Here is a 26045-nt window from a genome sequence, read left to right as displayed (position 1 = left end):
GCCGAGCCATGCTCGGCAAGGGGCTTTACCGGCAAGGCCTCTGCCGAGCATGGCTCGGCACTACAGGTGAGGCTTTACCGGCAAGGCCTCTGCCGAGCATGGCTCGGCACTACAGGTGAGGCTTTACCGGCAAGGCCTCTGCCGAGCATGGCTCGGCACTACAGGTGAGGCTCTCCCGGTAACGCCTCTGCCGAGCATGGCTCGGCACTACAGGTGAGGCTTTACCGGTAACGCCTCTGCCGAGCATGGCTCGGCTCTACAGGTGAGGCTTTACCGGTAACGCCTCTGCCGAGCATGGCTCGGCTCTACCGTGGTGCCCTCAGGGCTCGGCCTTTCCCGCAGCGGCCGCCCGCAGGCGATCCTTCTTGCTCGGCCTGCGGCCCTTGATACCGCCGTTGTCATCGGCAACCACGTTGGCCAACGGCGCTGCCTGCGTGGGCTCAAAGCCCTCGATCACTTCGGTCGTGCTCTGCAGCCCATGGCGTTTGCAGATCAGGCGCCAATGCGCCATCGCCGCCGAATCGACAAAACTCAGCGCCAGTCCCTTCTCCCCTGCCCGCCCGGTGCGGCCGATGCGGTGCAGGTAATCCGCAGGCGCACGCGGCAGGTCGTAATTCACCACCACCGGCAAACGGGTGATATCGATGCCGCGCGCAGCCAGGTCGGTCGCGACCAGCACCCGCGTTTCACCATCCTTGAAGTCCTGCAGCATGCGGAAGCGTCGCCCCTGCGACAGTTCGCCGTGCAACGCCTGCGCATTGATCCCAGCCTTGCGCAGCAGACTGGCCAAGCGGTCACCGTCACGGATGCTGCCGACAAAGACCAATACCTGCTGCCACTGTGGATCTTCCAGCAAGGACAGCAGCAACTCGGCACGCCGGGCGCTATCGACATGGATGACACGCTGCTCGATATCCGGCGCCGATTGCTCGCTGATCTCCAGCCGCTGCGGCTCATGCAGGCCCGCTGCAGCCAAGGCCTGGATATCAGCCGCAAACGTGGCCGAGAACAAGGCGGTCTGCCGCTTCACCGGCAACTCCGCCAGGATCTGCCGCAGCTCATCGCCGAAGCCCAGCTCCAGCAGACGGTCGGCTTCATCCAGCACCAGCAGCTGCACCTGCTTCAATGACAGGGCGTTATGCGCCAGCAGGTCCAACAAGCGCCCCGGGGTAGCCACGACGATGTCGGCACCACCGCGCAGCGACATCATCTGCGGATTGATCGATACACCGCCGACCGCACAGACCAGATGCGGCCGACGCTGCAACTCACGGCCCAGGGTGGTGAACACATCGCTGACCTGCAGGGCGAGCTCGCGGGTCGGCACCAGGATCAGCTGGGCCAGTACGCGCGGCTTGCGTGGGGTTGCCATGAAGAAGCGTTGCAGCGCCGGCAGCACGTAAGCGGCCGTCTTGCCTGAACCGGTGGGCGCCAGCGCGACCACATCACGCCCCTTCAACAGCAAGGGCACGGCCTGCTGCTGGATCGGCGTTGGCGCCAGATAACCGGCCTGCTGCAAGGCCTGCTGCAGCGCTGGCAGCACGTAGGGAGACAGGCCGAGTTGGGAGAAAGGCATGGTGCGGTTCCAGAACGCCGCGCAATGGCGGGGAGGCGAGTCTACGCTGTTGTCTGCGGCAGGCGGGCACGCAGGCCACGGGCCTGCAGCTGCTGCAGCACGGCGTCGATGATGGCCAGGTTGTGGCCGTGTGCGGCACCTTCATGCAGCAGGACGATGGCGCCAGGCGCCAGATCCGGTGCAATCCGCGCGACCACCCCCTCGGGCGTGCAGTTCACACCGTCGTAGCCACGCGCGCTCCAGCCAATCCGCACCAGCCCATGCCGCTTGAGCGCCGCAGCCACAAACGGATTGGTCATGCCAACCACCGAGCGGTACCAGCGCGGTGGCGCCCCGGCGATGGCGGTCAGCGCCTGCTGGCAATGGCCGATTTCACGTGCCATCTGCACCGGACCCAGCGCCCAGAAGCGCGCCTGCGGGTGGGAATGGCTGTGATTGCCAAGGTCATGGCCGCGCCGCAGCACCTCGTGCACCAGCTCCGGGCGGGCCTGCGCGCGCTCGCCGACCATGAAAAAAGTGGCCTTGGCGTCGTGCCGATCGAGCAGATCGAGCACCGCCAACGTCTCCGCAGACGGGCCGTCATCAATTGTCAGCCACACGTCCTGGCCGGGCGCGCGACTGGTCACCGGTGCGTAAAAGCGGCTGTTGGGGAGGAATACCGGTACGACGAACAGCGCGTGACTGAGCAACAGCAAGGGCAAACCCCACATCCAGCCCAGCCGCCACCACAGCAGTGCAACCAGCAATTGCGAGACAAGCAGCCAGGGCAGCCAACGCCAGGGGTGTACGGGAATGCGATGCAGGGTTTCCGGGGCAGTCATTCCCTATGATGCCATGCAGCGTAGAATCAGCTGGTCTACGACCACTTATACGAGTTCACGATGTCCCTGGACCCCGCCCTGCGTTCGCGCATTGAATCCATCCTCGGCGCCGACCGCGTCGTCCTGTTCATGAAGGGCCAGCCGACCATGCCGCAGTGCGGCTTCTCGGCCAAGGCTGTTGGCGCGCTGCAGGACCTGGGCGTGCAGTTCGGCCACGTCAACGTGCTGGCCGACCAGGAAATCCGTGAAGGCATCAAGGCCTACGGCGACTGGCCGACCATTCCGCAGCTGTACGTGGACGGCGAGCTGATCGGCGGCAGCGACATCATCCTGCAGATGGCCAGCAGCGGCGAACTCAGCAGCCTGCTCGGCCTGGCCGCGCCGGACCGCACCCCGCCGTCGATCACCGTCACCCCGGCCGCCGTTGAAATGCTCAAGGGCGCACTGGCCGACTCGCCCGGCGCTGCCCTGCAGCTGAGCATCGACGCCAGCTTCCAGCCGAACTTCCAGCTGGCCCCGTTCGACGACAATGCCATCGCTGCCGAATCCAACGGCCTGCGCGTGCAGTTCGATTCCTCCAGCGCGCGTCGCGCCAACGGCATCACCATCGACTGGGTCGACGACATCCGCGGTCAGGGTTTGGCGATCAACAACCCGAACGCACCCAAGCCGGTGCAGGATCTGGACGTGCGCAGCGCCGACGACCAGCTGCGTGCCGGTGCCATCACCGTGGTTGACGTGCGTCCGGCTGACGAACGCGCCATCGCCGCGATCAACGGCAGCTTCGAAACCTTCGACGGCGACAACCGCGCCAAGCTCGAAGCCCTGCCCAAGGACACCGCACTGGCGTTCCTGTGCCACCGTGGCGGCCGCAGCGCACAGGCTGCCGCGCAGTTCCTGGCACTGGGCTTCACCAATGTGTTCAACATCACCGGCGGCATCGATGCCTGGTCGGAGAACGTGGACAACAGCGTTCCGAAGTATTGATCGGAACACGCTGTAGCAATACGAAAAACGCCGGCATAGCCGGCGTTTTTTCTGCGTTGAACAAGCGCGGGAACGGCAGCCTGATAGCCTGCCTTGTAGGAGCGGCGTCAGCCGCGAAGCTGATAGAACATCGGATCGCAGAGGTAACGAGCACTGCAGCAATGTCAGCTTCGCGGCTGATGCCGCTCCTACATGCAAACCAGAAGCATGCAGCCTGTGCCCTTTTGTGGAAACGACATCAGCCGCAAAGCACTTGAGTGGTCAGATGACATTCGAACCCAATGCTGCACTGCATGCGTGCCGCGATGAGCAGTACCTGATGGACAGGCGTGTATCCAACAACGCCGTCAGCAACTCCAGTCCCTGCCGGGCGCTCAGCCAGCAAAGCCACCTTCAGCAAGGAAATGCAGTTCTTCCGCAGTCGGAATCCGCCCGAGTACCGCATTGCGGTGCGGAAAGCGGCCAAAGCGACGAATGACATCGCGATGTACTTCGGCGTACTTCAGGTACTCCAGATCACCTAGCACCTCGAACATCGCTACCGCGCGCTCCTGATCCTGCGGATCCTCGGAGTGCTCGAACGGCAGGTAGATGAACGCCCGCAGCTTGAGCGGCAGTTCGCGATCCCAACCTTCCTCGATAGTGCGGGTAGCGTAATGCCGCGCCAGCCCGTCGGTAGCGTAAGAGTGCGCGGTGCCGCGGAAGCAGTTACGCGGAAACTGGTCCAGCAGGACCTGCAGCGCCAACGCGCCCTCGGCATTCTCCAGCCAGTCCTCACAACCGCGCCTGGCAGCCTGGTAGTGCAGGTCCAGGAAGCGCTCCCGGAACTCGGCATCAAAGGCCTCATCACGCACAAACCAACGCTGCGGACCAGCCGCGCGCCAGAACTCAACTACCGAACTTGCAGTTTCCATTACTGATTCCTGGTTCACCACCTACTCTCAGGCGATGACACTTCCCACCTATGTCGTCGCATCCGGGGACGGGGCCTCAGCTGCTTGGCAGTAGCTTAATAGGCTACCCCACGCTATGAAATGAGGAAAAGGTGAAAAAACCTACCCGGGATTGGGACGTTGTCCGCATAAACCACCAACTCCATCCCAGGTTTTGAGATAGGGTTCCTATCTTTCGGGACTGTTACGACCCTCGGGGGGTACAAAGCATGCGCATAGGAATAGTGGTCGACTCGGCCTTCGACCTGCCCAAGGGCTATCTGCAACAGAACAACATCGTGCTGCTCCCGATCAGCGTACGGATCGGCGACACGGTGCTCCCCGACCACCGCGACGAGGAGTCCACCCTGGCCTTCCTGCAGGGGCCGCTGAGCGAGCGCAGCGCCGAAGCCGAAACCATCCCCTATAGCGCCGAGCAGATCCGTGATTTGTTCCTGAGCCATCTGGTCACCGATTTCGACCAGGTGTTCTGCATGACCATCACCCGCACCCGCAGCCCCATCCATGACAACGCGGTGCAGGCCGGCTACAGCATCCTCAACGAATACAAGCCCATCCGCCAGGCGGCCGGCCACAATTCGCCATTCAGCCTGCGCGTCATCGACACCCAGAATCTGTTCGCCGCACAGGCGGTGAGCGCGGTGGAAGCGGTACGCCTGCGCGACAGCGGTGCCACCGTCCCGCAGATGCGCGAACGCCTGGAGCTGGTGGCCAGCAACGTGCACGGCTACATGGTCACCCGCGACCTCTACTACCTGCGCGCCCGCGCCCGCCACAAGGGCGACCGCAGCGTAGGCCTGCTCAGCGTCGCCCTGGGCAGCGCGCTGGACATCAAACCCGTCCTGCATGGCTACCGTGGCAATACCGAGCCGGTGGCCAAGATCAAGGGCTTCGACAACGCGGTGCAGGCGCTGTTCGACTTCGTCGGCAGGCGCGTGCTGCACGGTTTGATGACCCCGGTGGTCTGCGTCAGCTACGGCGGCCCGCTGGACGAGTTGCGCGCCCTGCCCGGCTACCAACAACTGCGCGATACCTGTGACCAGCACGGCGTGGCCCTGCTGGAAGCGGTGATGAGCCTGACCGGCATGGTCAACGTGGGCAAGGGCGCAGTGACCATTGGCTTCGCCGATGAGCCGCATACCTTCGGTAGCTGATCAAGCTGCATCATCTGGACAGAATCACTACATCAGACGCGCTAGTCTGACGCTCTACCAAGGAGGCTCCCATGTCCGTGCTCTATTCCATCTCGCTGCCCGATCCGGCCAAGGCCCGCGGCACCGACCCACGCCTATCGTTCACTGCCAGCGGCGCGGATGCCTTCGCCGAGCAACTGCAGGCTGCGCTGCGTACGCCGGAGCTGTTCGAACGTTGGAAGGCCACCCAGGACGAGCCCGATGACGTGGACCCCGGCCTGGGCGCGGTTGACCCGAACGCCACGGTCACCGGCAAGCAGTCCGACCTGCGCATCGACCTGGTCGCCAATACCAGTCTGCCCGGCGACCTGTTCAAGCAGCGCCTGCGCATGCTGGCCGGCAGCCATTGGGAACTGCGTGATGTGCGCTGAGTGGTGAGAACACCGGTACTGCTGTCATGGAGCGGCGGCAAAGACGCCGCCTGGGCACTGCACGAACTCCAGCAACGCGATGGCATCGAGGTTGTCGCGCTGCTGAGCACGCTGACCGAAGGCTATGACCGCTCCTCGATGCAGGGCGTACGTCGCGAAGTATTGCTGGCCCAGGCAGACGCTGCCGGGTTGCCGCTGCTGGAAAGCTGGATACCGCAGGTCTGCGACAACGCCGTGTACCTGCAGCGCATGACAGCGACGCTGGACAAAGCACAGCAGCGCTGGCCCGGCCTTGCGACCATCGCCTTCGGTGACCTCTTGCTGGAGGACATCCGGCTATGGCGCGAACAGCAGTATGCGGCGCAAGGCTGGCATACGCTGTTCCCACTATTTGGCCGCGACACTGCTGCGCTGGCGCGACAGATGATTGCGGATGGCCTACGCGCGCAGCTGTGCTGCGTGGACAGCGAGCGACTGGATGCCAGTTTTGCGGGCCGTGCATTCGATCAAGCATTGCTGGATGCATTACCGGCAAGCATCGATGCCTGCGGCGAAAACGGTGAATTCCACACCTGCGTAAGCGCAGGGCCGATGTTCCGCGCGCCATTGAGCATTGAACAGGGCGACACCGTGCTACGCGAGAACCGTTACGCCTACACCGATTTCACCCTGACTTTGTAGGAGCGGCGTAAGCCGCGAAGCCAGAGCTGCAAGAACAACAGCATTCCGTGCAATCGCAGCTGTGCTTGCAAAGCTGGGCATACGAGCTTCGCGGCTCACGCCGCTCCTACAAGAGAGGGCGCTGCATTTAACGATCATCAGAACCACGCCACCGCGCCGTCGCGTACCGACACCCGATTCCTGCCCGCACGCTTCGCCGCATACAACGCCGCATCTGCATCGTCCAGAAGTTGCGCTGTAGCTGCCTTGGCCGAAGCCTGCAGAAACGCCAAACCAACGCTGATACTGACCGGCCCTTCTGGCAACGCAAGCGTTTCGATGGCCAGCCGCAGCTTCTCCGCGAGAGCGATCGCATCTTCCCTTCCACAGTCCGGCACGATCACCGCGAACTCTTCTCCGCCATAGCGCGCCAGACAATCGCCCGCACGCTGGACATTCGCCTGCAGCCGCGCCGCAACCGCTTGCAGACAACGATCACCGGCCGGGTGGCCGTGCGCGTCATTGAATGCCTTGAAGTGATCGATATCGACCAGCAGCAGACCCAACCCGGCGCCACTGCGATGTACGCGGCTGGCCTCGGTCTGCAGGACCGCGTCGAACTGACGGCGATTGGCCACGCCGGTCAGACCATCCTGCCTTGCCAGCTGATCCAGTGCGGCCTGTCCCTCCAACAGGCCGATCTGCAGCAGCGTGCTGCGCAGGCTGAAGCCAATGGTTGCAACCACGAAGCCGGTCACCGCCAGCGTCCGCGCATGGTCCACCACCAAGGTACCCACCACCAGCAGCAACAGAGGCAGGATCATCGGACCGCCAGCCTGCACCAACCGCGACAGCCGCGGATCCGGCACGAAGACCGGTGCCGATACCTTGCGCACGGCCAGCAACATCAACAGGAGAAATGGCAGATCGATCAGCAGATCGTTGTATGCGCCGAAGGAATCTTCAGACGCAAAGTGGTTGATGTACCCGGCCACCAGCAGGTACGCCAAGGCATACAGCGCCAGCGCACGGAAAAAAACACGCCACTCCGGCACATCACCGGCCAGCCAGCGCACGGTTGCGAAGCTGGCAATGCACAGGTTCTGGATATCAAACATGTAGCGCATGTTGCTCATCGCCTGTTCGTCTACATCGACGCGGTCGGCGAAGAAGCCGGTATGCACGAAGAACAGCACGCCCAACAACGCCGCCATCGCCGCATCGATCAGGCTGATGCTGGCGCGCTCGCGCCGTGCGCGGGCCAGGATGAACACCAGCGGCACGGCGTAAAGCACATACAACAACATGCTGGCCCGAGGCGTGATGTCGGCACGGCCCGCCCCCAGTGCATCGACCAGATTGAGGGCCATGCCGCCGGCCCATAGCAGCATCGCCAGCGCCGTCGCGTACCAACCCAATGCCGCCCTATCCTGCCGAGCACGCCAAACGCAGCTGCAGGCAGCAAGCAGCGGCGCTGCCACCAGGAAGATGAAGGAGCCAGTGCCGGCTGGCCCCGACCCAACAGCGAGGACCAAGCCATGGCAAAGGATGAACAGCAGGACCAGCACTAGCGGCATGGATTCCCCATCGGACAGGCGCCATGCCCGCACGATAGCGCGACGGCCACTTCGACAACGTGACCCAGACCCCGCCACCGAAACCCGACCCGTAGTGCCGAGCCATGCTCGGCAAGTGCCTTCCAAGCGAAACACCAACCCCTCCCCAGCCCTCCCCTTCGCTGCGCGAAAGGGAGGGAGCAGAGCGTAGTGCCGAGCGATGCTCGCCTGGGCCTTCCTGTAGTGCCGAGCCATGCTCGGCAGAGGCTTCCTGTAGTGCCGAGCCATACTCGGCAGAGCCTAGCTGGTAGAGCCCCAGCCGAGCATGGCTCGGCTCTACCAAAACCGCCTCAGCGCATCGCCTTGGCGTGGTGCGCGATGTGATCGCCGATGAAGCTGCTGATGAAGTAGTAGCTATGGTCATAGCCCGGCTGCATACGCAGTTCCAGCGGATGCCCCGCAGCTTCGCATGCTGCCCGCAACAACTGCGGGCGCAACTGGTTATCAAGGAACTCATCAGCGCCGCCTTGATCGATCAACAGCGGCAGCTTTTCCTGCGCATGCGCAACCAGCTCGGTCGCGTCATACGCCTTCCAGACCTCCTGATCCTCGCCCAGGTAGGCCGCAAACGCTTTCTGCCCCCACGGCACCTGCGACGGCGCCACAATCGGCGAGAACGCCGACACGCTGCGATAGCGGCCCGGGTTCTTCAGCGCAATCGTCAGCGCACCATGACCACCCATCGAATGCCCGCTGATCGCGCGTACATCGCTGGCGGCAGGATCGGCTTCCACCCACGCCGGCAGCTCGTCGACGATGTAGTCGTACATGCGGTAATGCCGCGACCACGGCTCACGGATCGCGTTGAGGTAGAAACCCGCGCCCTTGCCCAGGTCATAGCCCTCGGCATCGGCTACTGCATCACCGCGTGGGCTGGTATCCGGCGACACCAGGATGATGCCGTGCTCGGCCGCATAGCGCTGTGCGCCGGACTTGGTGATGAAGTTCTGCTCGGTGCAGGTCAGGCCGCTCAGCCAGTACAGCACCGGGCAGGGGCCGTGCTCGGCCTGCGGCGGCAGGTACACGCCAACCGTCATCTCGCAACCCAACACCTTGGATTCGTGCCGGTAAACGTCCTGCCAGCCGCCGAAGCAGGCGCGGTGTTCGAGTCGTTGCATGGTTTTTGAATTCCTGATGTTGAGTTGCGTGATATTTGCGACTGATAGAACGCCAGCTTCGCGGCTTACGCCGCTCCTACAACATGGGCGGTGATCAGTAATGGATGACCGAGCGGATCGACTTGCCTTCGTGCATCAGGTCGAAGGCCTCGTTGATCTTGTCCAGTTCCATGGTGTGGGTCACGAACGGCGCGAGCTCGATGTCGCCCTTCATCGCATCCTCGACCATGCCCGGCAGCTGACTGCGACCCTTCACACCACCGAACGCGGTGCCCATCCACTTGCGACCGGTCACCAGCTGGAACGGACGGGTGGAGATTTCCTGACCCGAGCCCGCCACGCCGATGATCACGCTCTGGCCCCAGCCACGGTGCGCGCATTCCAGCGCAGCGCGCATCACATTGGTGTTGCCGATGCACTCGAAGCTGTGGTCCACGCCCCAACCGGTCATTTCGACGATGACCTGCTGGATCGGCTTGTCGTGCTCCTTCGGATTGACGCAGTCGGTGGCACCAAACTGCTTGGCCAGCTCGAACTTGGACGGGTTGGTGTCGATGGCGATGATGCGACCGGCCTTGGCCTGGCGCGCGCCCTGGATCACTGCCAGGCCGATACCACCCAACCCGAACACCGCGACACTGTCGCCTTCGGCCACCTTGGCGGTGTTGTGCACAGCGCCAATACCGGTGGTGACGCCACAGCCCAGCAGGCAGACGTGCTCCGGATTGGCTTCCGGGTTGACCTTGGCCAGTGATACTTCGGCCACCACGGTGTACTCGGAGAAAGTGGAGCAGCCCATGTAGTGGTAGATCGGCTCGCCGTTGTACGAGAAGCGGCTGGTGCCGTCCGGCATCACGCCCTTGCCCTGGGTGGCGCGCACGGAGGTACACAGATTGGTCTTGCCGCTCTTGCAGAACAGGCACTCGCCGCACTCGGCCGTGTACAGCGGAATGACGTGATCACCGGCCTTCACCGAGGTGACGCCCTCGCCCACTTCAACCACGATGCCGGCGCCTTCATGGCCCAGCACGCACGGGAACAGGCCTTCCGGGTCGTCACCGGACAGGGTGAAGGCATCGGTATGGCAGACGCCGGTATGGGTGATCTTGACCAGTACTTCGCCTGCCTTCGGCGGCGCGACATCAATCTCGACGATCTGCAAGGGCTGGCCCGGGCCAAAGGCAACGGCGGCACGTGATTTCATGACTTTCTCCTGCTGGAATGACGAAGACGACGCAAGGCGCCGCCGGAATTATTTGAGATAGGAACGGATCAAGCTGGACATCTCGGCAACGCGTGCAGCGCGCTGCGCATCGGAGCGTGCCGGCTGGCCGAATTCCTCGCGCAGATGCGCCTCCATCACCTCGGACATCAGCCCGTTGACTGCACCGCGGATGGCCGCGATCTGCTGCAGCACCGGATTGCAATCAGCGCCGGCTTCCAAAGCCCGCTCCAGCGCATCGCACTGGCCGCGGATGCGTTTGACCCGGGCCAGTACCTTTTTCTTCTCTTCGGGGGAGTGCGGCATGGCTGCGCTCGTATCCTGTACTGGGGGATAGTATATTTTGGAACCATTGAAAACGCCAATCGACCGGTTTCCTGTGCGAATGGCGCCACCGTCACCTTACAGCGCGCTCGTCCATCAACTGCGGTTTTACAGGCCATTGCCTGCTCCAATCCCCCATTCAGGCCAGGCGAACGAGCCACCACGACCAAACCTGCTGGAAGTGCCTGTCACTCAATTCGCACATGGTCGTCCACGGCTGGTTGCCAAGCTTCGCTGCCCAAGAAAAGTTGGATGCTATCCGCGTAACTCAAGTAGTCTTGGCAAGACAATCCAGACATCACCAACTTGAGCTACCAAGTCGACAAAAGCCCTGACCTTCCAATGAGGGTGGCCATTACCGAAGACGACGCGGTGCTGCTTGAACGCATCCTGCTTCCTGGCCTGCGTGACTATGGCTTCGAGGTGGACGGTTTCAATGACGCCACCGGGCTCTACCGCAGCCTGCTGACCAAGAAATTCGACGTTGTGATCCTGGACATCGCCCTGCCGGGCGAGGATGGCCTGAGCATTGCGGCGCACCTTCGCCAGATACAACCCGGGCTCGGCCTGATCATGCTTACCGGTACGGAAAGCAGGGACAACCACCTCCAGGCAATGCGCCACGGTGCGGATGCCTACCTCTCGAAGCCGGTCGACATCGACATCATTGCGGCCACGCTGCACAGCTTGTCACGCCGCCTTGACCGCACCCCGAAGAACGGGCATGACACCGACACTGCGGGCGCCAATGAGCATTGGGTACTGGTATCCGATGACTGGTGCCTTGTGCCCCCATCCGGGCGCATCATCGCCCTGACGACTCCGGAACGATCACTCCTGAGCCTGCTCAATACCAACCGTGGACAGACTGTCGAGAAGGAACGCCTGATCGAGGCATTGACAGACAATGCCTCCGACTTCGATCCGCATCGCCTCGAAGCCCTGGTGCACCGGATCCGCCGGAAAGCCGCCAGCGCGGCACCCGGGTCGCCGCCCCTGCCGTTGTTGTCTGTTCGCGGAAAGGGCTACCTGCTCGCCAACTGAGTGCATCGAACTTCAGGGCAGAGGGACCAGCGGGAGAAGTATCTTCACCGTGCTTCCCTGCGGTTGCCGGGCAGCAAGTTCAACGCTTCCACCCGCTTCAAGGACCATGTCCATCACCACCGGCAAGCCCAGGCCGGTTCCCAAGCCAACAGGTTTGGTGGTGAAGAACGGATCGAACGCCTTTGCTCGAATGGCCTCTGTCATGCCGTGGCCATCATCCTGCAGCGTCAGCGAGACCCACGCTTCCCCTTCCCGTTCGGCGTTGACCTGGAAAGTACCCGCGCCGGGAATTGCATCCCTCGCATTGGCAGCGATGTTGAGGATGACCAGCCCGAAGCGGTCAGCATCCATGCGCACCGGCAAGGCCTCATCACCGCAGTCGAGTTGCAGCTGCACGCGCCCACCAAAGAGCTGCTTCAGCATCGGCGACAGCTCACCGAGCGAAGCGCGCACATCGAAAACCTGTGGACGTGCCACGTCCTGCCTGCTGAAATTCAACAATTTCCTGCTGATCGCCAGCCCCCGCTTGGCAGCGAGCTCAACGTCCTCCAACGCGCCATAGAGCGCCGTCGCCCCCTTGTCTGCCAAGCGCTCGCGCTGCGCCGCCTGACCCAGGACTATCCCGAGTACGTTGTTGAAGTCATGTGCCACGCCGCTGGCAAGGCGCCCAACCGCTTCCATCTTCTGGGCGTGAATCAACTGCTCGCGGGTACGTTCACGCTCTGCGACCTCCTCCTGGAGCCGGCTATAGGCCAGCTCCAGTTCGCGGCCACGGGCATTTGATTCCTCCAGGCTGTTGCGCAATGCAGCCACGGTCCGATCCAAGGCAATCGCAATGATCAACCAGATCCCGGCCAACGAAACCGCCTTGCCGACTCCCGCGACCGACGCCGCGCCGCCTCCGAGATTTGCCCGCAGATAATCCGCAAGCAGCGTCGCCGCCAGGATGGCAACGCAGGTCGCGTAGGTGATCCACAAGGTCCGCCGCCCCAGGACCAGACCTGCAAGCGCCAGCAGGATCATCGGCATGGGATCGAAGCGCAGACCGAGCATTCCGGTCGCGGTGTAGATGACCGCCATCGACAACAACACCACGCCGAGGAACAGGTGCATGCCACGACGGAACCGCCCCGTTCGGATCAACCAGACACAGGCCCATGCTGCCGACGTCATCAACACGTCTGTCGTCAGGTCGGCGAGCATGGCGCTGCGTGGCGGCAAATCAGCCGACCAACGCCCGCTCAGCACCGCATAGAGATACAGCGACTTGTTGAGCGGGATGAAAACGCCAAGGAAGATCAGCAATACCTGCAGGAACGGCGCATTGCGCCGATCGACCGGATCCTGCACCGGGATGTCGGAAAGCCAGCGCTGCACCGGCCTGAGAATAGCTAGCTGCTTGATAAGGAATCTCCTGACACCTGGCCTACGCGCGGAGCAACCGACACCGGCGTCCGTCCCTCCGGCTTTCCTCATCGTTTCTCACCTGACCAGGTGAAGAACGATGCGTGTATTCCACGAACCGCTTTTGTAGCTTACGTTCAAGACCTCCTTCCTGTCGCGAAGGAGTAACCGATACGAGGTACAAGGGCTACCGCAGACGATGTCGCCTCTACAGCTGCAGCGCCACAGCTGGACACGACCTCATGCGATATACACAAACCAACGTTTCCCAAGGACGCCTGCGACCTTCTCCAGGAACTCAAGGTCCGTCGCGCCCAGAATATCCAAACGCTGCCTGACAAACTCTGCAGGCATGTCCAGCCTTCGTGACAGGGAATGATACGAGACGTCCTTTTTGATCATCTCGTTCAGAACAATGACCTTCAAGGATTCCCCCAGTGACAAACGCGCAGCCATCTCACCACGTAGCTTGCCTCGCGGCAACGGAACAGGCCTGGAGGAGGCCGCGCGCTCCTGTACAGCCAATCTCAGGGCAGCATTGATTTTCTCTTCCGAGAATATGGGGCCCATTACGCACACCTCCGGCCAATCCGCGAGCTGGAGCTGAAAACTCAAGGGCGTTCCAAGCGACCTTACTGGATAGATAAGCATATGCCCTGCCGCATCCATGGATATTGGTACTGCTTCCCGAGTTGCCAGGGCTGCACGCCCAACCTCTCCTCGCCAATTACCACATTACATACGCGTTCTGGATCAATTTGATGAAGCACGCAAGCATTGATCAGCTGAAAGTTCTGATTGACTCCCTGGACGACATTTCACTGAACGCAGGCAGTCGAATTGAAATCCTGCAGAAGATCAGGCAATCAGCTGCCAGCCTCTACTTCAATGGTTCGAACAATTGTGTCGACCATTGCGACCAGATAGACGTGATGGTGCTGGCAGCAATTGAAGTTGCGTTGCTCCCATTCGAACGGGATCCGCTTGGCCATTCCAGTGCAGCCCTACTCCCCGCTGCGGAATATATCCAGCCATAGCGCAGGTAACACGCATGCTTTCTCATGAAACCGGTGATAAATGATGAGCATCCTGACCACGGCCAAGCAACGCCAGGATTCCAGCGATCCGTGTCGCGTGCGACGGCAGAACTGGACGTTTCACCACCCGGAGACAGGCTACCGAACGGGCGATCTCCCATCGCAGCCCGCCGGTTTCCGCTGCCAGGCGCCCCAACCTGCAAGAACGAACTCCCGGTCGACCATGCCCAAGAATCCGCGTCTGGACAACGAAGCGAATCTCCTCATCGACAGGATCACCCGATGCCTCGCCGAAGCCAGGCCACTGGACCCTGCGACTTCCGGGCTGCTTGAGGATGTAGCCGCTCATCTGCAACAGGTTCTGCTCGCCGATCCTGCGCAACGGCCATGTCCTCCATTGCGCGTGAGAACCATGCGCGAGCTGCAACCGGTACTGACCGCACTCAGGGAAAGATGCATCACAGAAGCAGCTACCGCTGCATTGGGAGCCGCTGCCGGACCCTGGCTGAGCGCCCCCGAGACCCTGGCCGGTGCCAGCCGTCTTGATGTCTCCAAGGAAAGCCGTGCGCAGCTTCTACGGATGCGTGCGGCATTGAGCAACGCCAAAGGTATTCATCGACGCTGCCATAGCCGTTGACGAGTCCACGCGCATCTCCCGTCTTTCAGGGAAAGCCCGCGCGTGAAATCCCCCGACCAACGTCGAAACCAGTTCCCTGATCAGAGGACCATCCACATGACTGAGCATTCCCTGAAAAACAAAGTCGCGGTAATCGCAGGCGGCGGCAAGAACCTTGGCGCCTTGGTGGCCCATCAGTTTGTCGATGCAGGGGCCCGCGGGATCGCCATCCACTACAACAGCGACTCCTCGAGAAAGGATGCGGAGAGAACGGCCGCCGAACTGAAAGCAAAGGGGGCGGACGCCATCCTGTTCCAGGGTGATCTGGCGGTAGTCGCAAACAATGTGCAATTGTTCGAACAGGCCAAAGCCCATTTTGGCCAGGTCGACGTCGCGATCAACACCGCAGGCGTGGTGATCAAGAAGCCGATCTCCGAGATCACCGAGGCGGATTACGACAAGAGCTTCGATGCCAACGCCAAAGCTGCTTTCTTCTTCATACAGCAGGCAGGCCGGGTACTGGCTGATGGCGGCAACATCGTCACCATCGTCAGCTCGCTGCTGGCCGCATACACACCGTTCTATGCGATCTATCCCGGCAGCAAGGCGGCAGTTGAACATTACACCCGCGCGGCCTCCAAGGAATTCGGCGACAGGGGTATCTCGGTCAATGCCATTGGGCCTGGCCCAATGGATACCCCGTTCTTCTACGGTCAGGAACAGCCTGATGCAGTGGCCTATCACAAGTCCGCGGCCGCACTGAGCAAGTACAGCAGGACCGGGCTAACCGATATCGAGGACATCGCCCCCATCGTCAGGTTCCTGGTAACGGACGGTTGGTGGATCACCGGGCAGACGATCTTCGCCAACGGCGGCTACACGACGCGGTAAGCCTTCAGTGATGGGTCTCCACCGTACGCGGCAAGGACGTCGCAGGGAGTCTGAGCGTATTCTCCTCAGCGCAGACGCACCGCCAGGCGGGGCCAAGCCCGGCCACGCCTGAACCCGTTTCCAGGGAGAAGTGAGCATGCATGTCGTTCTGGTGATCATCGGTGGTTTGATTCTTCTTGGCCTGTTCCTCCTGTTTGGCTGGCTGTGGGCCGCCACCACCGCCGGCATGGCATTGGCAGCCAAGGCGTTCATTCCGGTCTGGCTGGTGGTTGCAGCGATCAACATGTGGGTGGGCGTTGCCCATGCCGGGTACAGCTTCCGCGAGGAGTTGCCCATCCTGGTGCTGGTCTTCGCCGTACCCGCGATCATCGCCTGCGTCGTGGCCTGGCGGCTCTCACTGTCATGAAGCCGGTGACGACCGACGTGCCTGCCACACAATTCCCCAGCCATCCGCTGCTGCGTCGTCGCGACGGGCACCATGCGCGCGTGACCTATGAAGAACTGTTCTTCGACCTGGTCTACGTGTTCGCGGTGACGCAGCTCAGCCATGAGCTGCTGCACAACCTGACCACTGCCGGCGTGGTCGAAACGCTGATCCTGTGGTTCGCGGTGTGGCTGGGCTGGCAGTACACCTGCTGGGTCACCAACTGGTTCGACCCGGAGACACCGCGCATCCGTGGCTTGATGTTCGTGACCATGCTGCTTGGGCTGGTGATGGCCGCAAGCATTCCCATGGCCTTCGCTGACAGAGGCCTGGTATTCGCCGCCGCCTATGTGGCAATGCAGGTGGGTCGAACCGCCTTCATTGCACTGCAGTTGCCGGCCGGCCATCCGCTGGCGCCCAATTACCGGCGCATGCTGGGCTGGCTGCTGATCTCGGCAGTGTTCTGGTTGTCCGGGGCGATGGTGCAGCATGAGGCCCGCGCATTGTTATGGCTGGTCGCCGTACTGTGTGAATACGTATCGCCGATGTTCGGCTTTGCCCTGCCTGGCATGGGCCGCTCGCGCACGCGGGATTGGACCATCGAAGGTGGCCACCTGGCCGAGCGCTGCCAGCTGTTCGTGATCGTGGCACTTGGCGAAACCCTGCTTGCCAGCGGCGCCACGCTTGCCGGAGCCGCCGAATGGGATGGCCCTGTCGTGCTTGCATTGCTGGCCACCTTCCTTGGCACCTTGGCCATGTGGTGGCTGTACTTCGGCACATCGAGCAAGGATGCAACCAACGCAATTTCGCACTCGGACGACCCCGGCCGCATCGGCGCCTACTTCCACTACGTCCACGCCATTCTCATCGCAGGTGTCATCGCCTCGGCGGTCGGCAACGATCTGGTGCTGGCACATCCACACGCCCATCCGGCCACCGCACAGATCGCAATTCTGCTGGCCGGGCCCGCGATCTATCTGCTCGGCAGTGCCGCTTACAAGCGAATCGTCTATGGCGCCATACCGATATCCCACCTGATAGGCGCGCTGCTGTTGCTGGCGCTGGTACCGGTTGGCCTGCTTGCAGACATGCTACTGATGGGCTGGCTGACCACGGCGGTCGTACTGATCGTCAGCTTCTGGGAGGCACGTCGGCTTTCACGGCGGCGCGGCGCAGAACAGGATTGAATGCATGCGCCTTGAAGCGCCGCACGAAGGCATCCTGCGCAAGATCGACGGCATCGGCGGTGTTGCCCGGCCGATGCCGAAGCCAACTGCCCAGACAGCCGCAGTGATCGGCGCGCAGGGTTTCAACCTGTCGACGGGCAATGAGCTCGATTGCGGCCACAGCCCCTGCCGATGCAGATCACCGAACCAGGTCATCAGCAAGCATCCTTCGGGTCGTTGATCCGGCTGCATGTTCCGCCCCGTCGGAATCGCGGGCCGACAACTGGCCTGGGCTGGCCGCCTGCCCGCACTGCCACAGCAACGCGCTCCACTAGCGCGGCCCCAATCCCCGCAACATCAGCTCCAATGCGGCCGCGCATTTGCGCAGGCGGACATCGGCATCAGCGCCTTCCGCTATCCAGAAGGCAGCCTCGGCCAGACTGCCGTAGATCAGCGATGCCAAGGCCTGCGCGTCCACTTCGGCAACAACGCCCAGGCGAACCAGCTCCTCGATCAGGTGCTGCATCGAGTCCACGCAATGCCGCTGCGAATCCAGCGATGCACCGCCGAGCACAGCGCGCGCATCGCGCAGGACGATGCGCTGGATCTCCGGTTCAAGCGCCATGTCCAGATAGGCCCGGCAGCGCTGCTGGAAGCCCAACCAGGGATCACTTGCGGCACTGCTGATGGCCTGCAGCCGCGCATCTGTTTCCGCATCGATCTGCTCGACCACCGCTGCCAACAAACCCTTCTTGTCGCCGAAGTGGTGGTACAGCGCGCCACGGGTAAGCCCCGCCTGTGCGGTCAGCTCATCCATCGACGCGTCCGCATAGCCGCTTTCGGCGAAAACGCGACGGGCGGTGGCCAATAGCAAGGCACGGGTTGCCTCCATTTCAACGCGGGTGCGGCGGACCACGGCAATCTCCTTTCATACGCAACGTATGTTTATTTACATTCACGGCGTATGTATGTAGCCTTTTACATACGCCTTGTATGTATTATTGCGGCCAGCCAGTGCCATGGCAAGCCGCAACCCGTCGGAGACCCCAATGGCCACTGCTTATCGCGCCCTCTTCGCTGCACCCGGCACTTCCGGGTTCGCTCTGGCCGGGCTATTGGCCCGGCTGCCACTGCCCATGACCGGCATCGGCATCATCACCTTGCTGGCGCAGCTACATGGCAGTTACGCACTGGCCGGCGCGGTGTCGGCCACCTTTGTGCTGGTCTATGCGCTGGCCTCGCCGCAGATCTCGCGTTGGGTGGACCGCTACGGCCAGGCAAAGGTGTTGCCGTTGGCTTCGGCCGCGAGCGTTGCAGGCATGCTGCTGCTCATCGTAGCCAGCCATTGGCAGGCGCCGGATTGGCTGCTGTTCCCTTGCGCCGCCTTGGCCGGATGCATGCCCAGCATGTCGGCGATGACCCGGGCCCGTTGGACCGCTCTCTACCGCGGGCAGCCGCAACTGCAGACGGCCTACTCATTGGAAACAGTGTTCGACGAAATGAGTTTCATCGCCGGGCCACCGATGTCGGTTGGCCTTTGCGTTGGCCTGTTCCCGCAGGCAGGCGTGCTGCTGGCCGCACTGCTGCTGGCCGTAGGCGCGGCTGCGCTGGCAATGCAGCGGGCAACGCAACCGCAGCTCGCCCCGCATGCCGCAGGCAAGGCCAATCGGTCGGTAATGACGATAGCGGAAGTACGAGGACTGGCACTGCTGATGGTCGCAATGGGCATGATCGTTGGAACCATCGACATCACCAGCGTGGCCTTCGCCGAACAGCACGGCCACCCCATGGCTGCCAGCATCGTGCTGTCTGCCTATGCACTGGGCTCCTGCGCGGCAGGCCTCATGTTTGGTGCGCTGAAACTCAGAACCCCTTTGCACCAATTGCTGCTGTGGGGCGGCGCCGCGACAGCACTGACCACACTGCCCTTGCTGCTGGTGACAAACCTGCCAGCGTTTGCAGCAAGCGTGCTGCTGGCGGGCATGTTCTTCGCACCAACGATGATCGTGGTGATGTCGTTGGTAGAGCGCAGCGTGCCGGAGCAACAGCTGACCGAAGGCATGACCTGGCTGCTGGCCGGACTGAATATCGGCGTCGCATCAGGCGCCGCAGCAACCGGGCAACTTGTGGATCTGGCCGGCGCCCAGGCTGGCTTCGCCATCAGCGTTGGTGCTGGTGCTGCAGTGTTGCTGCTGTCGATCTGGATCAGCCGACGCCTACGTCCCTGCCTGCAGCATTCCGCCAACGCTTGTTGACGCTGCCGACACATCTTCCTTCAGGAGCAAACCATGCAAACCCAATCCTCCACGGCAGCCGCCGTGGCACACCCGTGGCTGGCAGTTCTTGCCATAGCCCTGGCAACCTTTTCGGTAGTCACCACCGAGATGCTGCCAGTCGGCTTGCTTACCCCCATCGCCGCCGATCTTGGCATCTCCACCGGCAACGCGGGATTGCTGATATCGGCACCCGCATTGCTGGCCGCATTGTTCGCGCCGTTGGTGGTGATTGCCGCTGGTGGTATCAACCGCCGCTACATTCTCTGTGCGCTGCTGGCCTTGCTGGTGGCGGCCAATGCAGCGTCCGCGATCGCACCGAGCATGCAATGGATGCTGGCTGCCAGATTGCTGGTGGGCGTGTGCATGGGTGGGATCTGGGCAATTGCGGGCGGGCTGGCGATGCGATTGGTGTCCGCGCAGCGCGTGGGGCTGGCCACCTCGATCATCTTCGGTGGCGTCGCCGCCGCCTCCGTGCTTGGCGTTCCGCTGGGCGCATGGGTCGGTGAGCTGCTTGGATGGCGTAAGGCGTTCGCGGGCATGGCGCTACTTAGTGCCACCGTGCTGCTGCTTCAGCTTGCCGTGATTCCCTCGCTGCCAGTCGTAGCGTCGATGCAACTGCGTCACTTCGCAGAACAACTGCGCAATCCACGCGTGCGACTCGGGCTGGGGGTGACGCTGCTGTTGGTGACCGGCCACTTCGTGGCATTCACGTTTGTCCGGCCACTGCTGGAGCTGGTATCTGGCGTGGACGCCTCATGGATCGGCGGGCTGCTGCTTGCCTACGGCGTGGCCGGGATCGGCGGCAATTTCCTGGTGGGGCTGATCGCCTCGCGGCAGGTGTCCAGCACGGTGATGGCTATTGCAGCTGGCTTGCTGGCTACCTCAATCCTGTTTCTCTCCATCGGCGCTGCGCCACTGCAGGGAAGCATGCTGCTGTTGCTCTGGGGGCTTGCCTACGGCGGCGTGTCGGTTGGGCTGATGACATGGATGATGCTGGCGGCTCCGCGCGCAGTTGAGGTGACCAGTGCGCTGTACGTGGGTGTATTCAATATAGGCATCGCACTTGGCGCGTGGGGGGGCGGCCTGCTGCTGGACCAGCTTGGCCTGAGCGGCAACCTATGGGCGACGGCTGTGCTCGCTGCCAGCGCGTTGCTGCTGTGCATCGCTGGCGTTGATCGTGGTGGACGCCCCAACGTGGTTGACGGCAGTTGAACTCCCAACACGGGGGCCCGGCCATCTCGACCCGCGCCCCATGACAGGCCGCATCCGCCGATGCTCGCCGGCTCGCGCATGACCTCCGCAACTTGACGAAAGATTGGTTTTCTCAATACTTCGCCAATGCTGAGCCAACACTTCCTGTTCTTCTTTGCCATGCTCGGCGCCTTCATTGGCACCGTCCTGGCATCGTTCCTGTGGTGGCGGGCCAAGGGCGAGCCCAGCCAGCGCTGGTTGGCGCTGCTGATTCTGGTCGTAGGCATGCGCACAGGCAAATCGGTTGCTTACTACTTCTGGCCGGACATTCCCCGGGTGTTCCTGCAACTGGGTTTGACCGCCTGCTTCATGATCGGGCCGTGTCTGTTCTTTCTACTGCGTTCGAGCCTGGCCGGCACTCCCGGTCCACGGCTGGCAGACCGCTGGCACCTCACCGCACTGCTGGCCATTGTCATCGGGGTGAATGTATTCCTGCCCTACACCGGCCATCCCGAGCTGTGGCTGCATACCATCACCCCCGCCATTCAATATGTCTGGCTGGGCTATCTGCTGTTGGCCAGCGGGCTGCTGTACCCGCACCGTGCCCAGCTCAGCGGCACTCCCTCCGGCGCGCTGTTGCTGGGAGCGCTGCTCGGCGTGTGGCTGATCTGGGCCGCCTATTTCACCGCGGGCTACACCTCTTACATCGTTGGCGCGCTGTCCTTCACCTTCATCCTGGCCGCGAGCGTGCTGGTCTACCTGCGCCTGCGTTCCGGCCAGGCGCCGATCGAGCCCTACCAGGACCGGCGCATTTCCGAAGACGAGGCAGCACCACAACTGCAGGCTTTGGCCGAGCTGATGGCGCGCGAGCGCCTGCACCTGGACCCCGGGCTGACCCTGCCCCGTCTCGCCCGTCGATTGGGCATTCCGCAGACCCGGCTGTCGCAGCTGTTGAACGACAACAAGCAGACTTCGTTCAAACAATACCTGGCGCAGTTGCGTGTCATCGAAGCAAAAGCACTGTTGCTGCAGCTGCCGCCAAAGCCGCTGGAGCTGGTCGCCGAGGAGGCTGGCTTCCAATCGATGTCCACCTTCCACGCCGCCTTCAAAAAGCTGGAGGGCCTCCCTCCAGGGGCGTTCCGCGCAGCTGCCGGCAACTCCTGAAATTGATTCCAGCACTCCGGAATTACACAGCAAGACATTGATTTAAAAGGGTCGATATAGGCTGCAGGCTCACCCCAACGAGCCGGCGCCATGCCCTTACATCGACTCCTCAAACCGTTGCTGATCCTGCTGCTATGCGCATGGCAGGGCGGCATTTCCAACGCCGCGGCGAGCCCCGGGCCCGCCATGGAGCGGCCGCTGCCTGACACATCCGTGCACCAGGCCGGCAACAAGCAACTTGTCGCCAGCACCAGCCTGGCCGTCCCCAACAGGGCCGGACAACAACGCATCCTGTTCATCCTTGCCAGCAGCAAGGTGCACGGCAGCTCGAACATCCCGGCCAGCATCAGCTTCGGCGAGGTGGTCCACGCCTGGGATACGTTCCAGGCCGCTGGCTATGCAGTGGATTTCGTCACCCCTGACGGCGGCGACGTACCCATCCTCGACCCCTACGTGGGCAAGGAAGTGGAGCCGCGCCTGCAGGACGACCGCATCATGCGCGGCCTGCGCAACACCGCCACACCGGCGCAGATCGACCCCAGCCTGTACCGCGCCGTCTACTACGTCGGCGGCAGCAACGCCATGTACGGCGTGGCGGAGAACCGCGCCCTGCAGGACATCGCCATGCATGTCTACGAACGCAATGGCGGGGTGGTCTCGGCGGTGTGCCATGGCACGGCCGGAATCGTGAACCTCAAACTCGCTGGCGGCCAAAGCCTGCTCGCCGGCAAGCGCATCACCGGCTATCCCGAAGAACACGAAGACCGTAGCGCCGCCTACTTCAAGGAGTTCCCGTTCCAGATGCGGCAAGCGGTGCAGTCCCGTGGCGGCCTGTTCAACGTCGTGGACAGCAACGACCCCTATATCGAAGTCGACGGCCGGGTGATGACAGGCCAGAACTATCGGTCAGCGGCACCGCTGGCTGCAGCCGTGGTCGAAGCGCTGCGCAAGCTTCCCACTCCGCAGATCAGCCAGACCAGGAGGAATTGAGCAGCCAGAACTCCGACCACCTCCGATCACATCACCCACCCAACAACAGCAAGGACACCCATGAACACTTCAATCCGATCCACGGTTCTCGCCGCAGCCCTGCTCCTGCTCCCGACATCACTGATGGCACAAGGCAACGAGCGTGCCGAGGTTGATCGCGCCATGCAGACCCTGCTACGCGGCTTCGAAGCAGGCGATGCCAACCTGCTCAGCGGCGTACTGCGGAAAGACGGCGTGGTTATCGGCTATTCGTCCAATCGCGGTGCCGTCGTGATGGAGACCACGGAAGAATGGGCCAAAGGATTTCCCGGCAAGCCAGCGCCGGATGAGGCACAACGTCACCGCCAATACCGGATCCTGGATGTCACCGACAGCGCGGCCGTGGTCAAGCTCACGCTCGACTATCCGACATGGGACGGCTCGGACTACCTGGCATTGGCAAAGATCGACGGCAACTGGATGATTGTCAGCAAGTCATGGAGTGGAAAGCGCAAGACGCCGGCAAGCTGAGCGCCGCATTGCTGCTCGCCTGAGTTGCGTGGTGAAGCGCCCGGTGAAAACCGGGCGCTTCGTCCATGTGGTGCCGGCGGATCCGGATGCATGAACCGTCGCGCGGGCCGCCCCCTTCCTCCGCCGCCCAGCACCCCACCAGCGAGCCCTCCCCTCCCTGTGCAGGCGAGCATGACTTCTGGCAGGGATGTTAGGTGTTATACCCAACTATAGTATCAACACACTACCCACCAAAGGCGGCACGGACCGACGCATGCGCGCAATCCTGCTCCATGCATGGCGGGCCCAACAACATCAGCATCCAGGGGGAACCGATGAGTACAGGCACATTGAAGGTATGGCTGCTGGCAACGTTGCTGGCTGCTGCCAGCGCGGCTCAAGCCAGCGAAGTGATCGTGGACCGCGGCGCCTACAAGCTGAGTGCCGAGCAGTCGGGAACCGGGCCGGTCACGGTGGTTTTCGAATCGGGCTTCGGCCAGGGCAAGGACACATGGAAGGACGTGATCACTGCGCTTGGCCCCGGCTATCACAGCATCACCTATTCCCGCGCGGGGCTTGGCAAGTCGACCAGCGACGGCAAGCCCAAGGACATCGGCGCTCACCTCGTTGATCTCGGCGCCGTGATCAGTGACCTCGCCAGTGGACAGAAGATCGTGCTGGTCGGCCATTCGTATGGTGGATTGCTTGCCACCGAGTTCGCACGCCGCCACCCGCAACAACTGCAGGCGCTGGTGCTCGTAGACCCGGCCACGCTGGGCCAGCGACACGCGTTCAAACAGGCCGATGCAGCACGTGTACAAGCCGATGATGCCGCCCTGCTGGGCATGCTGTCGCCGCCCATGGCCGCCGACTATCGGGCATTGATCACCCAGCTTGATGCGCCTGACGCCCGCATGCCGAGCGCCATGCCGGACCTGCCGGTCGCGCTGCTCACCGCCACGCAGGTCGCCGCCGAACCCTTCGTTTTCGAGGAAACAGCCGCCGGCAAAGCGCTGTGGAAAGCGCAGCACGCCGCATTGTTCAGTGCCTGCGACCGTGGCTTCCACCGCTACTTCGTCACCGGCCACAACATCCATCGCGAGAACCCGGCAGCGGTTGCCGACGCTATCAAGGACATTGCAGGCCAGCATTGAGCCACCTGCTACGTGGCAGTGCTGCCTGCACAACGCAAAGCCCGTGCAATACCTCACCATCACCGTCACGCACGCGGCACCGATCGCAGTGCCGTGCCGCCATCGCCTTTGAATGATTGAAGAGACGCGAGCGAAATGAAGAGACTGGCAGCCTTGTTGATGCTTCTTCCGGCCCTGGCGCTTCCGCTATTGGTGCAATCGGAACCGCGATCGTCACAAGCGGTGCATGTGGAAAGGCTTGATGACTTCCTCAGCCATGTCGAAGACAACAATGGTGGCATCGGCAGTGTGTCCATTTTCAAGAACGGTCGCGAGGTCTATGCCAGAAGCTTCGGGCAGCAGAACATGGCCGGCGTTGCGCACGATGGGAACAGCAAGTACCAGATCGCGTCGGTAACCAAGATGGTGACCGCGATTGTGGCATTCAAGTTGATAGAAGATGGGCGTCTGAGTCTGGATGACAGGTTGTCCGACTTTTATCCTGATATGCCGTCTGCAAAGAAGATCACCATCAGGAACCTGTTGGGGCATTCCAGTGGGCTCGGGAATTTCGGCATAAAGGATGGCTCGCTTTGGTTGATTGACCCACACAGCCAGAGGGAGATCCTGGAGGAGATCAAGAGGCAGGGTGCGACGTTCGAGCCAGGTGAACGTGTCGCGTACTCCAACTCTGCGTACTTCCTGCTGAGGATGATCCTTGAGAGAGTCTATGGGCGCGACTATCACGATATCGTCGCTCAGGAGATTGCAGCGCCGCTGGGTCTAAAAAATCTCGCATCGACAAAGGCTCACCCCACCAACACCTTCAAGTCCTATACGTTCACGGGCCAGTGGGAGGAGATCAAGGATGTCGACTACTCCAACGTGATCGGCGTTGGTGATATCGCGGCCACCCCACACGACCTGAATGTGCTGATCACCGCGCTGTTTGAGTACAAGCTGCTGCGCAGGGAGACCGTGGAGCAGATGAAGCCGCGGCCGACTGGCAGCGATTGGGGACGAGGACTGGCCGAGTTCAACTACGGCGGGAATCACTTCCTAGGTCACGGTGGCGACGTTCTCGGCTCGCACTCGCGCGTGATCTACAACCCGAGCGATGGTGTGGCGATCGCATATTCGACCAACGGCGAGCGCATCCCGACCAATGATTTTCTGCAGGCAGTCGTGGATCTTTTCTACGGTCGCGAGGTGGTGTTTCCCGAGGTAAAGTAGACGGGAACCCGGGGGGGGCGGGGGGGGGGGGGGGGGGCCCCGGGGCCGGCCGGGGGGGGGGGGGGGGGGGGGGGGGGGGCCCCCCCCCCGCACGCAGCGGGATCGCGGGCAGCCTGGGGAGACGGCAGGGGCGGGGGGGGCGGGGG

28 protein-coding genes are annotated in these 26045 nt (G+C 62.6%); 18 read left to right on the top strand and 10 right to left on the bottom strand.

What is annotated here, in order from left to right:
* Positions 1-319: 319 nt before the first annotated feature.
* Positions 320-1576, bottom strand: coding sequence for a DEAD/DEAH box helicase (locus ACVOLS_RS18285; RefSeq protein ID WP_481546822.1), 1257 nt, complete (start codon positions 1574-1576; stop codon positions 320-322).
* Positions 1577-1617: 41 nt separating this feature from the next.
* Positions 1618-2397, bottom strand: a complete 780-nt coding sequence (locus ACVOLS_RS18280) for a polysaccharide deacetylase family protein (RefSeq protein WP_481546821.1) — start codon at positions 2395-2397, stop codon at positions 1618-1620.
* A 60-nt stretch (positions 2398-2457) separates the two neighbouring features.
* Here ACVOLS_RS18280 and grxD point away from each other — a divergent pair, with 60 nt between their 5' ends.
* Positions 2458-3384, top strand: a complete 927-nt coding sequence (gene grxD / locus ACVOLS_RS18275; RefSeq protein ID WP_481516589.1) for a Grx4 family monothiol glutaredoxin — start codon at positions 2458-2460, stop codon at positions 3382-3384.
* A gap of 374 nt (positions 3385-3758) precedes the next feature.
* Here the strand turns inward: grxD and ACVOLS_RS18270 are convergent, their stop codons facing one another.
* Positions 3759-4298 carry a DUF924 family protein gene (locus ACVOLS_RS18270; protein WP_481546820.1) on the bottom strand — a complete coding sequence of 180 codons (540 nt, stop codon included), beginning with the start codon at positions 4296-4298 and terminating at the stop codon, positions 3759-3761.
* A gap of 248 nt (positions 4299-4546) precedes the next feature.
* On the opposite strand from ACVOLS_RS18270, the gene ACVOLS_RS18265 reads away from it, so the two are divergent.
* The 3 genes from ACVOLS_RS18265 to ACVOLS_RS18255 all read left to right on the top strand — a co-directional run bounded on the left by ACVOLS_RS18265 (position 4547) and on the right by ACVOLS_RS18255 (position 6582).
* The gene (locus tag ACVOLS_RS18265; protein WP_481546819.1) at positions 4547-5491 is read left to right on the top strand and encodes a DegV family protein; all 945 of its coding nucleotides are present in this window, start codon (positions 4547-4549) and stop codon (positions 5489-5491) included.
* A gap of 71 nt (positions 5492-5562) precedes the next feature.
* The gene (locus tag ACVOLS_RS18260) at positions 5563-5901 is read left to right on the top strand and encodes a hypothetical protein (RefSeq protein WP_481546818.1); all 339 of its coding nucleotides are present in this window, start codon (positions 5563-5565) and stop codon (positions 5899-5901) included.
* A gap of 3 nt (positions 5902-5904) precedes the next feature.
* Complete coding sequence (locus tag ACVOLS_RS18255; protein ID WP_481546817.1) at positions 5905-6582, top strand: Dph6-related ATP pyrophosphatase; 678 nt, start codon at positions 5905-5907, stop codon at positions 6580-6582.
* A gap of 137 nt (positions 6583-6719) precedes the next feature.
* Here ACVOLS_RS18255 and ACVOLS_RS18250 read toward each other — a convergent pair whose 3' ends face one another.
* The 4 genes from ACVOLS_RS18250 to ACVOLS_RS18235 form a co-directional block, all read right to left on the bottom strand.
* Entirely contained in the window at positions 6720-7979 is a 1260-nt protein-coding gene (locus tag ACVOLS_RS18250) for a GGDEF domain-containing protein (protein WP_481546816.1), read from the bottom strand.
* Between the two features lie 488 nt (positions 7980-8467).
* Positions 8468-9295, bottom strand: coding sequence for an S-formylglutathione hydrolase (gene fghA / locus ACVOLS_RS18245; protein ID WP_481546815.1), 828 nt, complete (start codon positions 9293-9295; stop codon positions 8468-8470).
* Positions 9296-9389: 94 nt separating this feature from the next.
* Positions 9390-10499, bottom strand: a complete 1110-nt coding sequence (locus ACVOLS_RS18240; protein ID WP_481536904.1) for an S-(hydroxymethyl)glutathione dehydrogenase/class III alcohol dehydrogenase — start codon at positions 10497-10499, stop codon at positions 9390-9392.
* Between the two features lie 48 nt (positions 10500-10547).
* The gene (locus ACVOLS_RS18235) at positions 10548-10823 is read right to left on the bottom strand and encodes a metal/formaldehyde-sensitive transcriptional repressor (RefSeq protein WP_282268719.1); all 276 of its coding nucleotides are present in this window, start codon (positions 10821-10823) and stop codon (positions 10548-10550) included.
* Positions 10824-11183: 360 nt separating this feature from the next.
* Between ACVOLS_RS18235 and ACVOLS_RS18230 the strand changes: the two genes are divergently transcribed.
* Positions 11184-11885 (top strand): response regulator transcription factor, encoded by a 702-nt coding sequence (locus ACVOLS_RS18230; RefSeq protein WP_481546823.1) that lies wholly within the window; start codon positions 11184-11186, stop codon positions 11883-11885.
* Positions 11886-11897: 12 nt separating this feature from the next.
* Here ACVOLS_RS18230 and ACVOLS_RS18225 read toward each other — a convergent pair whose 3' ends face one another.
* The gene (locus tag ACVOLS_RS18225; RefSeq protein WP_481546814.1) at positions 11898-13088 is read right to left on the bottom strand and encodes a sensor histidine kinase; all 1191 of its coding nucleotides are present in this window, start codon (positions 13086-13088) and stop codon (positions 11898-11900) included.
* Between the two features lie 441 nt (positions 13089-13529).
* The gene (locus ACVOLS_RS18220) at positions 13530-13904 is read right to left on the bottom strand and encodes a hypothetical protein (RefSeq protein WP_481546813.1); all 375 of its coding nucleotides are present in this window, start codon (positions 13902-13904) and stop codon (positions 13530-13532) included.
* A 146-nt stretch (positions 13905-14050) separates the two neighbouring features.
* Here ACVOLS_RS18220 and ACVOLS_RS18215 point away from each other — a divergent pair, with 146 nt between their 5' ends.
* The 6 genes from ACVOLS_RS18215 (at position 14051) to ACVOLS_RS18190 (ending at position 17664) form a co-directional block, all read left to right on the top strand.
* Positions 14051-14326 carry a hypothetical protein gene (locus ACVOLS_RS18215; protein ID WP_481546812.1) on the top strand — a complete coding sequence of 92 codons (276 nt, stop codon included), beginning with the start codon at positions 14051-14053 and terminating at the stop codon, positions 14324-14326.
* A gap of 43 nt (positions 14327-14369) precedes the next feature.
* Positions 14370-14963: a hypothetical protein gene (locus ACVOLS_RS18210; RefSeq protein ID WP_481546811.1), complete on the top strand. Its 594-nt coding sequence runs from the start codon at positions 14370-14372 to the stop codon at positions 14961-14963.
* A gap of 96 nt (positions 14964-15059) precedes the next feature.
* On the top strand, positions 15060-15833 hold the full coding sequence (locus tag ACVOLS_RS18205) for an SDR family oxidoreductase (protein WP_481546810.1): 774 nt from the start codon (positions 15060-15062) through the stop codon (positions 15831-15833).
* Between the two features lie 136 nt (positions 15834-15969).
* Positions 15970-16239, top strand: a complete 270-nt coding sequence (locus tag ACVOLS_RS18200) for a hypothetical protein (protein WP_481546809.1) — start codon at positions 15970-15972, stop codon at positions 16237-16239.
* On the top strand, positions 16236-17444 hold the full coding sequence (locus ACVOLS_RS18195) for a low temperature requirement protein A (protein WP_481546808.1): 1209 nt from the start codon (positions 16236-16238) through the stop codon (positions 17442-17444). The genes ACVOLS_RS18200 and ACVOLS_RS18195 overlap by 4 nt, the downstream gene beginning before the upstream one ends.
* Before the next feature lie 4 nt (positions 17445-17448).
* Positions 17449-17664 carry a hypothetical protein gene (locus tag ACVOLS_RS18190; protein ID WP_481546807.1) on the top strand — a complete coding sequence of 72 codons (216 nt, stop codon included), beginning with the start codon at positions 17449-17451 and terminating at the stop codon, positions 17662-17664.
* Positions 17665-17754: 90 nt separating this feature from the next.
* On the opposite strand, the gene ACVOLS_RS18185 is transcribed toward ACVOLS_RS18190, so the two are convergent.
* A complete protein-coding gene (locus tag ACVOLS_RS18185; protein ID WP_481546806.1) occupies positions 17755-18339 on the bottom strand; it encodes a TetR/AcrR family transcriptional regulator in 585 nt (194 codons plus the stop codon).
* A 133-nt stretch (positions 18340-18472) separates the two neighbouring features.
* On the opposite strand from ACVOLS_RS18185, the gene ACVOLS_RS18180 reads away from it, so the two are divergent.
* The 7 genes from ACVOLS_RS18180 (at position 18473) to ACVOLS_RS18150 (ending at position 25899) form a co-directional block, all read left to right on the top strand.
* The gene (locus ACVOLS_RS18180) at positions 18473-19678 is read left to right on the top strand and encodes an MFS transporter (RefSeq protein ID WP_481546805.1); all 1206 of its coding nucleotides are present in this window, start codon (positions 18473-18475) and stop codon (positions 19676-19678) included.
* Between the two features lie 33 nt (positions 19679-19711).
* Positions 19712-20911, top strand: a complete 1200-nt coding sequence (locus ACVOLS_RS18175) for an MFS transporter (protein ID WP_481546804.1) — start codon at positions 19712-19714, stop codon at positions 20909-20911.
* A gap of 126 nt (positions 20912-21037) precedes the next feature.
* Positions 21038-22054 carry an AraC family transcriptional regulator gene (locus tag ACVOLS_RS18170; RefSeq protein ID WP_481546803.1) on the top strand — a complete coding sequence of 339 codons (1017 nt, stop codon included), beginning with the start codon at positions 21038-21040 and terminating at the stop codon, positions 22052-22054.
* A 90-nt stretch (positions 22055-22144) separates the two neighbouring features.
* Entirely contained in the window at positions 22145-23044 is a 900-nt protein-coding gene (locus tag ACVOLS_RS18165; protein ID WP_481546802.1) for a type 1 glutamine amidotransferase domain-containing protein, read from the top strand.
* A gap of 60 nt (positions 23045-23104) precedes the next feature.
* The gene (locus tag ACVOLS_RS18160) at positions 23105-23554 is read left to right on the top strand and encodes a nuclear transport factor 2 family protein (RefSeq protein WP_481546801.1); all 450 of its coding nucleotides are present in this window, start codon (positions 23105-23107) and stop codon (positions 23552-23554) included.
* Positions 23555-23868: 314 nt separating this feature from the next.
* Positions 23869-24687, top strand: a complete 819-nt coding sequence (locus ACVOLS_RS18155) for an alpha/beta fold hydrolase (protein ID WP_481546800.1) — start codon at positions 23869-23871, stop codon at positions 24685-24687.
* 135 nt (positions 24688-24822) lie between these two features.
* The gene (locus tag ACVOLS_RS18150) at positions 24823-25899 is read left to right on the top strand and encodes a serine hydrolase domain-containing protein (protein WP_481546799.1); all 1077 of its coding nucleotides are present in this window, start codon (positions 24823-24825) and stop codon (positions 25897-25899) included.
* Positions 25900-26045 lie beyond the last annotated feature (146 nt).

This window comes from Stenotrophomonas sp. STEN038 (assembly GCF_056759895.1).
Note: the sequence above shows the minus strand (reverse complement) of the source record. Positions and strands in the feature narration are given on the sequence as shown.

Coding starts and splice junctions, on each gene's coding strand:
- ACVOLS_RS18280 (WP_481546821.1), bottom strand. CDS start 2,397: ATGACTGCCCCGGAAACCCTGCATCGCATTCCCGTACACCCCTGGCGT.
- ACVOLS_RS18195 (WP_481546808.1), top strand. CDS start 16,236: ATGAAGCCGGTGACGACCGACGTGCCTGCCACACAATTCCCCAGCCAT.
- ACVOLS_RS18180 (WP_481546805.1), top strand. CDS start 18,473: ATGGCCACTGCTTATCGCGCCCTCTTCGCTGCACCCGGCACTTCCGGG.
- ACVOLS_RS18260 (WP_481546818.1), top strand. CDS start 5,563: ATGTCCGTGCTCTATTCCATCTCGCTGCCCGATCCGGCCAAGGCCCGC.
- ACVOLS_RS18225 (WP_481546814.1), bottom strand. CDS start 13,088: ATGCTCGCCGACCTGACGACAGACGTGTTGATGACGTCGGCAGCATGG.
- ACVOLS_RS18240 (WP_481536904.1), bottom strand. CDS start 10,499: ATGAAATCACGTGCCGCCGTTGCCTTTGGCCCGGGCCAGCCCTTGCAG.
- ACVOLS_RS18190 (WP_481546807.1), top strand. CDS start 17,449: ATGCGCCTTGAAGCGCCGCACGAAGGCATCCTGCGCAAGATCGACGGC.
- ACVOLS_RS18235 (WP_282268719.1), bottom strand. CDS start 10,823: ATGCCGCACTCCCCCGAAGAGAAGAAAAAGGTACTGGCCCGGGTCAAA.
- ACVOLS_RS18215 (WP_481546812.1), top strand. CDS start 14,051: ATGAAGCACGCAAGCATTGATCAGCTGAAAGTTCTGATTGACTCCCTG.
- fghA (WP_481546815.1), bottom strand. CDS start 9,295: ATGCAACGACTCGAACACCGCGCCTGCTTCGGCGGCTGGCAGGACGTT.
- ACVOLS_RS18205 (WP_481546810.1), top strand. CDS start 15,060: ATGACTGAGCATTCCCTGAAAAACAAAGTCGCGGTAATCGCAGGCGGC.
- ACVOLS_RS18285 (WP_481546822.1), bottom strand. CDS start 1,576: ATGCCTTTCTCCCAACTCGGCCTGTCTCCCTACGTGCTGCCAGCGCTG.
- ACVOLS_RS18270 (WP_481546820.1), bottom strand. CDS start 4,298: ATGGAAACTGCAAGTTCGGTAGTTGAGTTCTGGCGCGCGGCTGGTCCG.
- ACVOLS_RS18150 (WP_481546799.1), top strand. CDS start 24,823: ATGAAGAGACTGGCAGCCTTGTTGATGCTTCTTCCGGCCCTGGCGCTT.
- ACVOLS_RS18175 (WP_481546804.1), top strand. CDS start 19,712: ATGCAAACCCAATCCTCCACGGCAGCCGCCGTGGCACACCCGTGGCTG.
- ACVOLS_RS18210 (WP_481546811.1), top strand. CDS start 14,370: ATGAGCATCCTGACCACGGCCAAGCAACGCCAGGATTCCAGCGATCCG.
- grxD (WP_481516589.1), top strand. CDS start 2,458: ATGTCCCTGGACCCCGCCCTGCGTTCGCGCATTGAATCCATCCTCGGC.
- ACVOLS_RS18155 (WP_481546800.1), top strand. CDS start 23,869: ATGAGTACAGGCACATTGAAGGTATGGCTGCTGGCAACGTTGCTGGCT.
- ACVOLS_RS18200 (WP_481546809.1), top strand. CDS start 15,970: ATGCATGTCGTTCTGGTGATCATCGGTGGTTTGATTCTTCTTGGCCTG.
- ACVOLS_RS18170 (WP_481546803.1), top strand. CDS start 21,038: ATGCTGAGCCAACACTTCCTGTTCTTCTTTGCCATGCTCGGCGCCTTC.
- ACVOLS_RS18230 (WP_481546823.1), top strand. CDS start 11,184: ATGAGGGTGGCCATTACCGAAGACGACGCGGTGCTGCTTGAACGCATC.
- ACVOLS_RS18265 (WP_481546819.1), top strand. CDS start 4,547: ATGCGCATAGGAATAGTGGTCGACTCGGCCTTCGACCTGCCCAAGGGC.
- ACVOLS_RS18165 (WP_481546802.1), top strand. CDS start 22,145: ATGCCCTTACATCGACTCCTCAAACCGTTGCTGATCCTGCTGCTATGC.
- ACVOLS_RS18160 (WP_481546801.1), top strand. CDS start 23,105: ATGAACACTTCAATCCGATCCACGGTTCTCGCCGCAGCCCTGCTCCTG.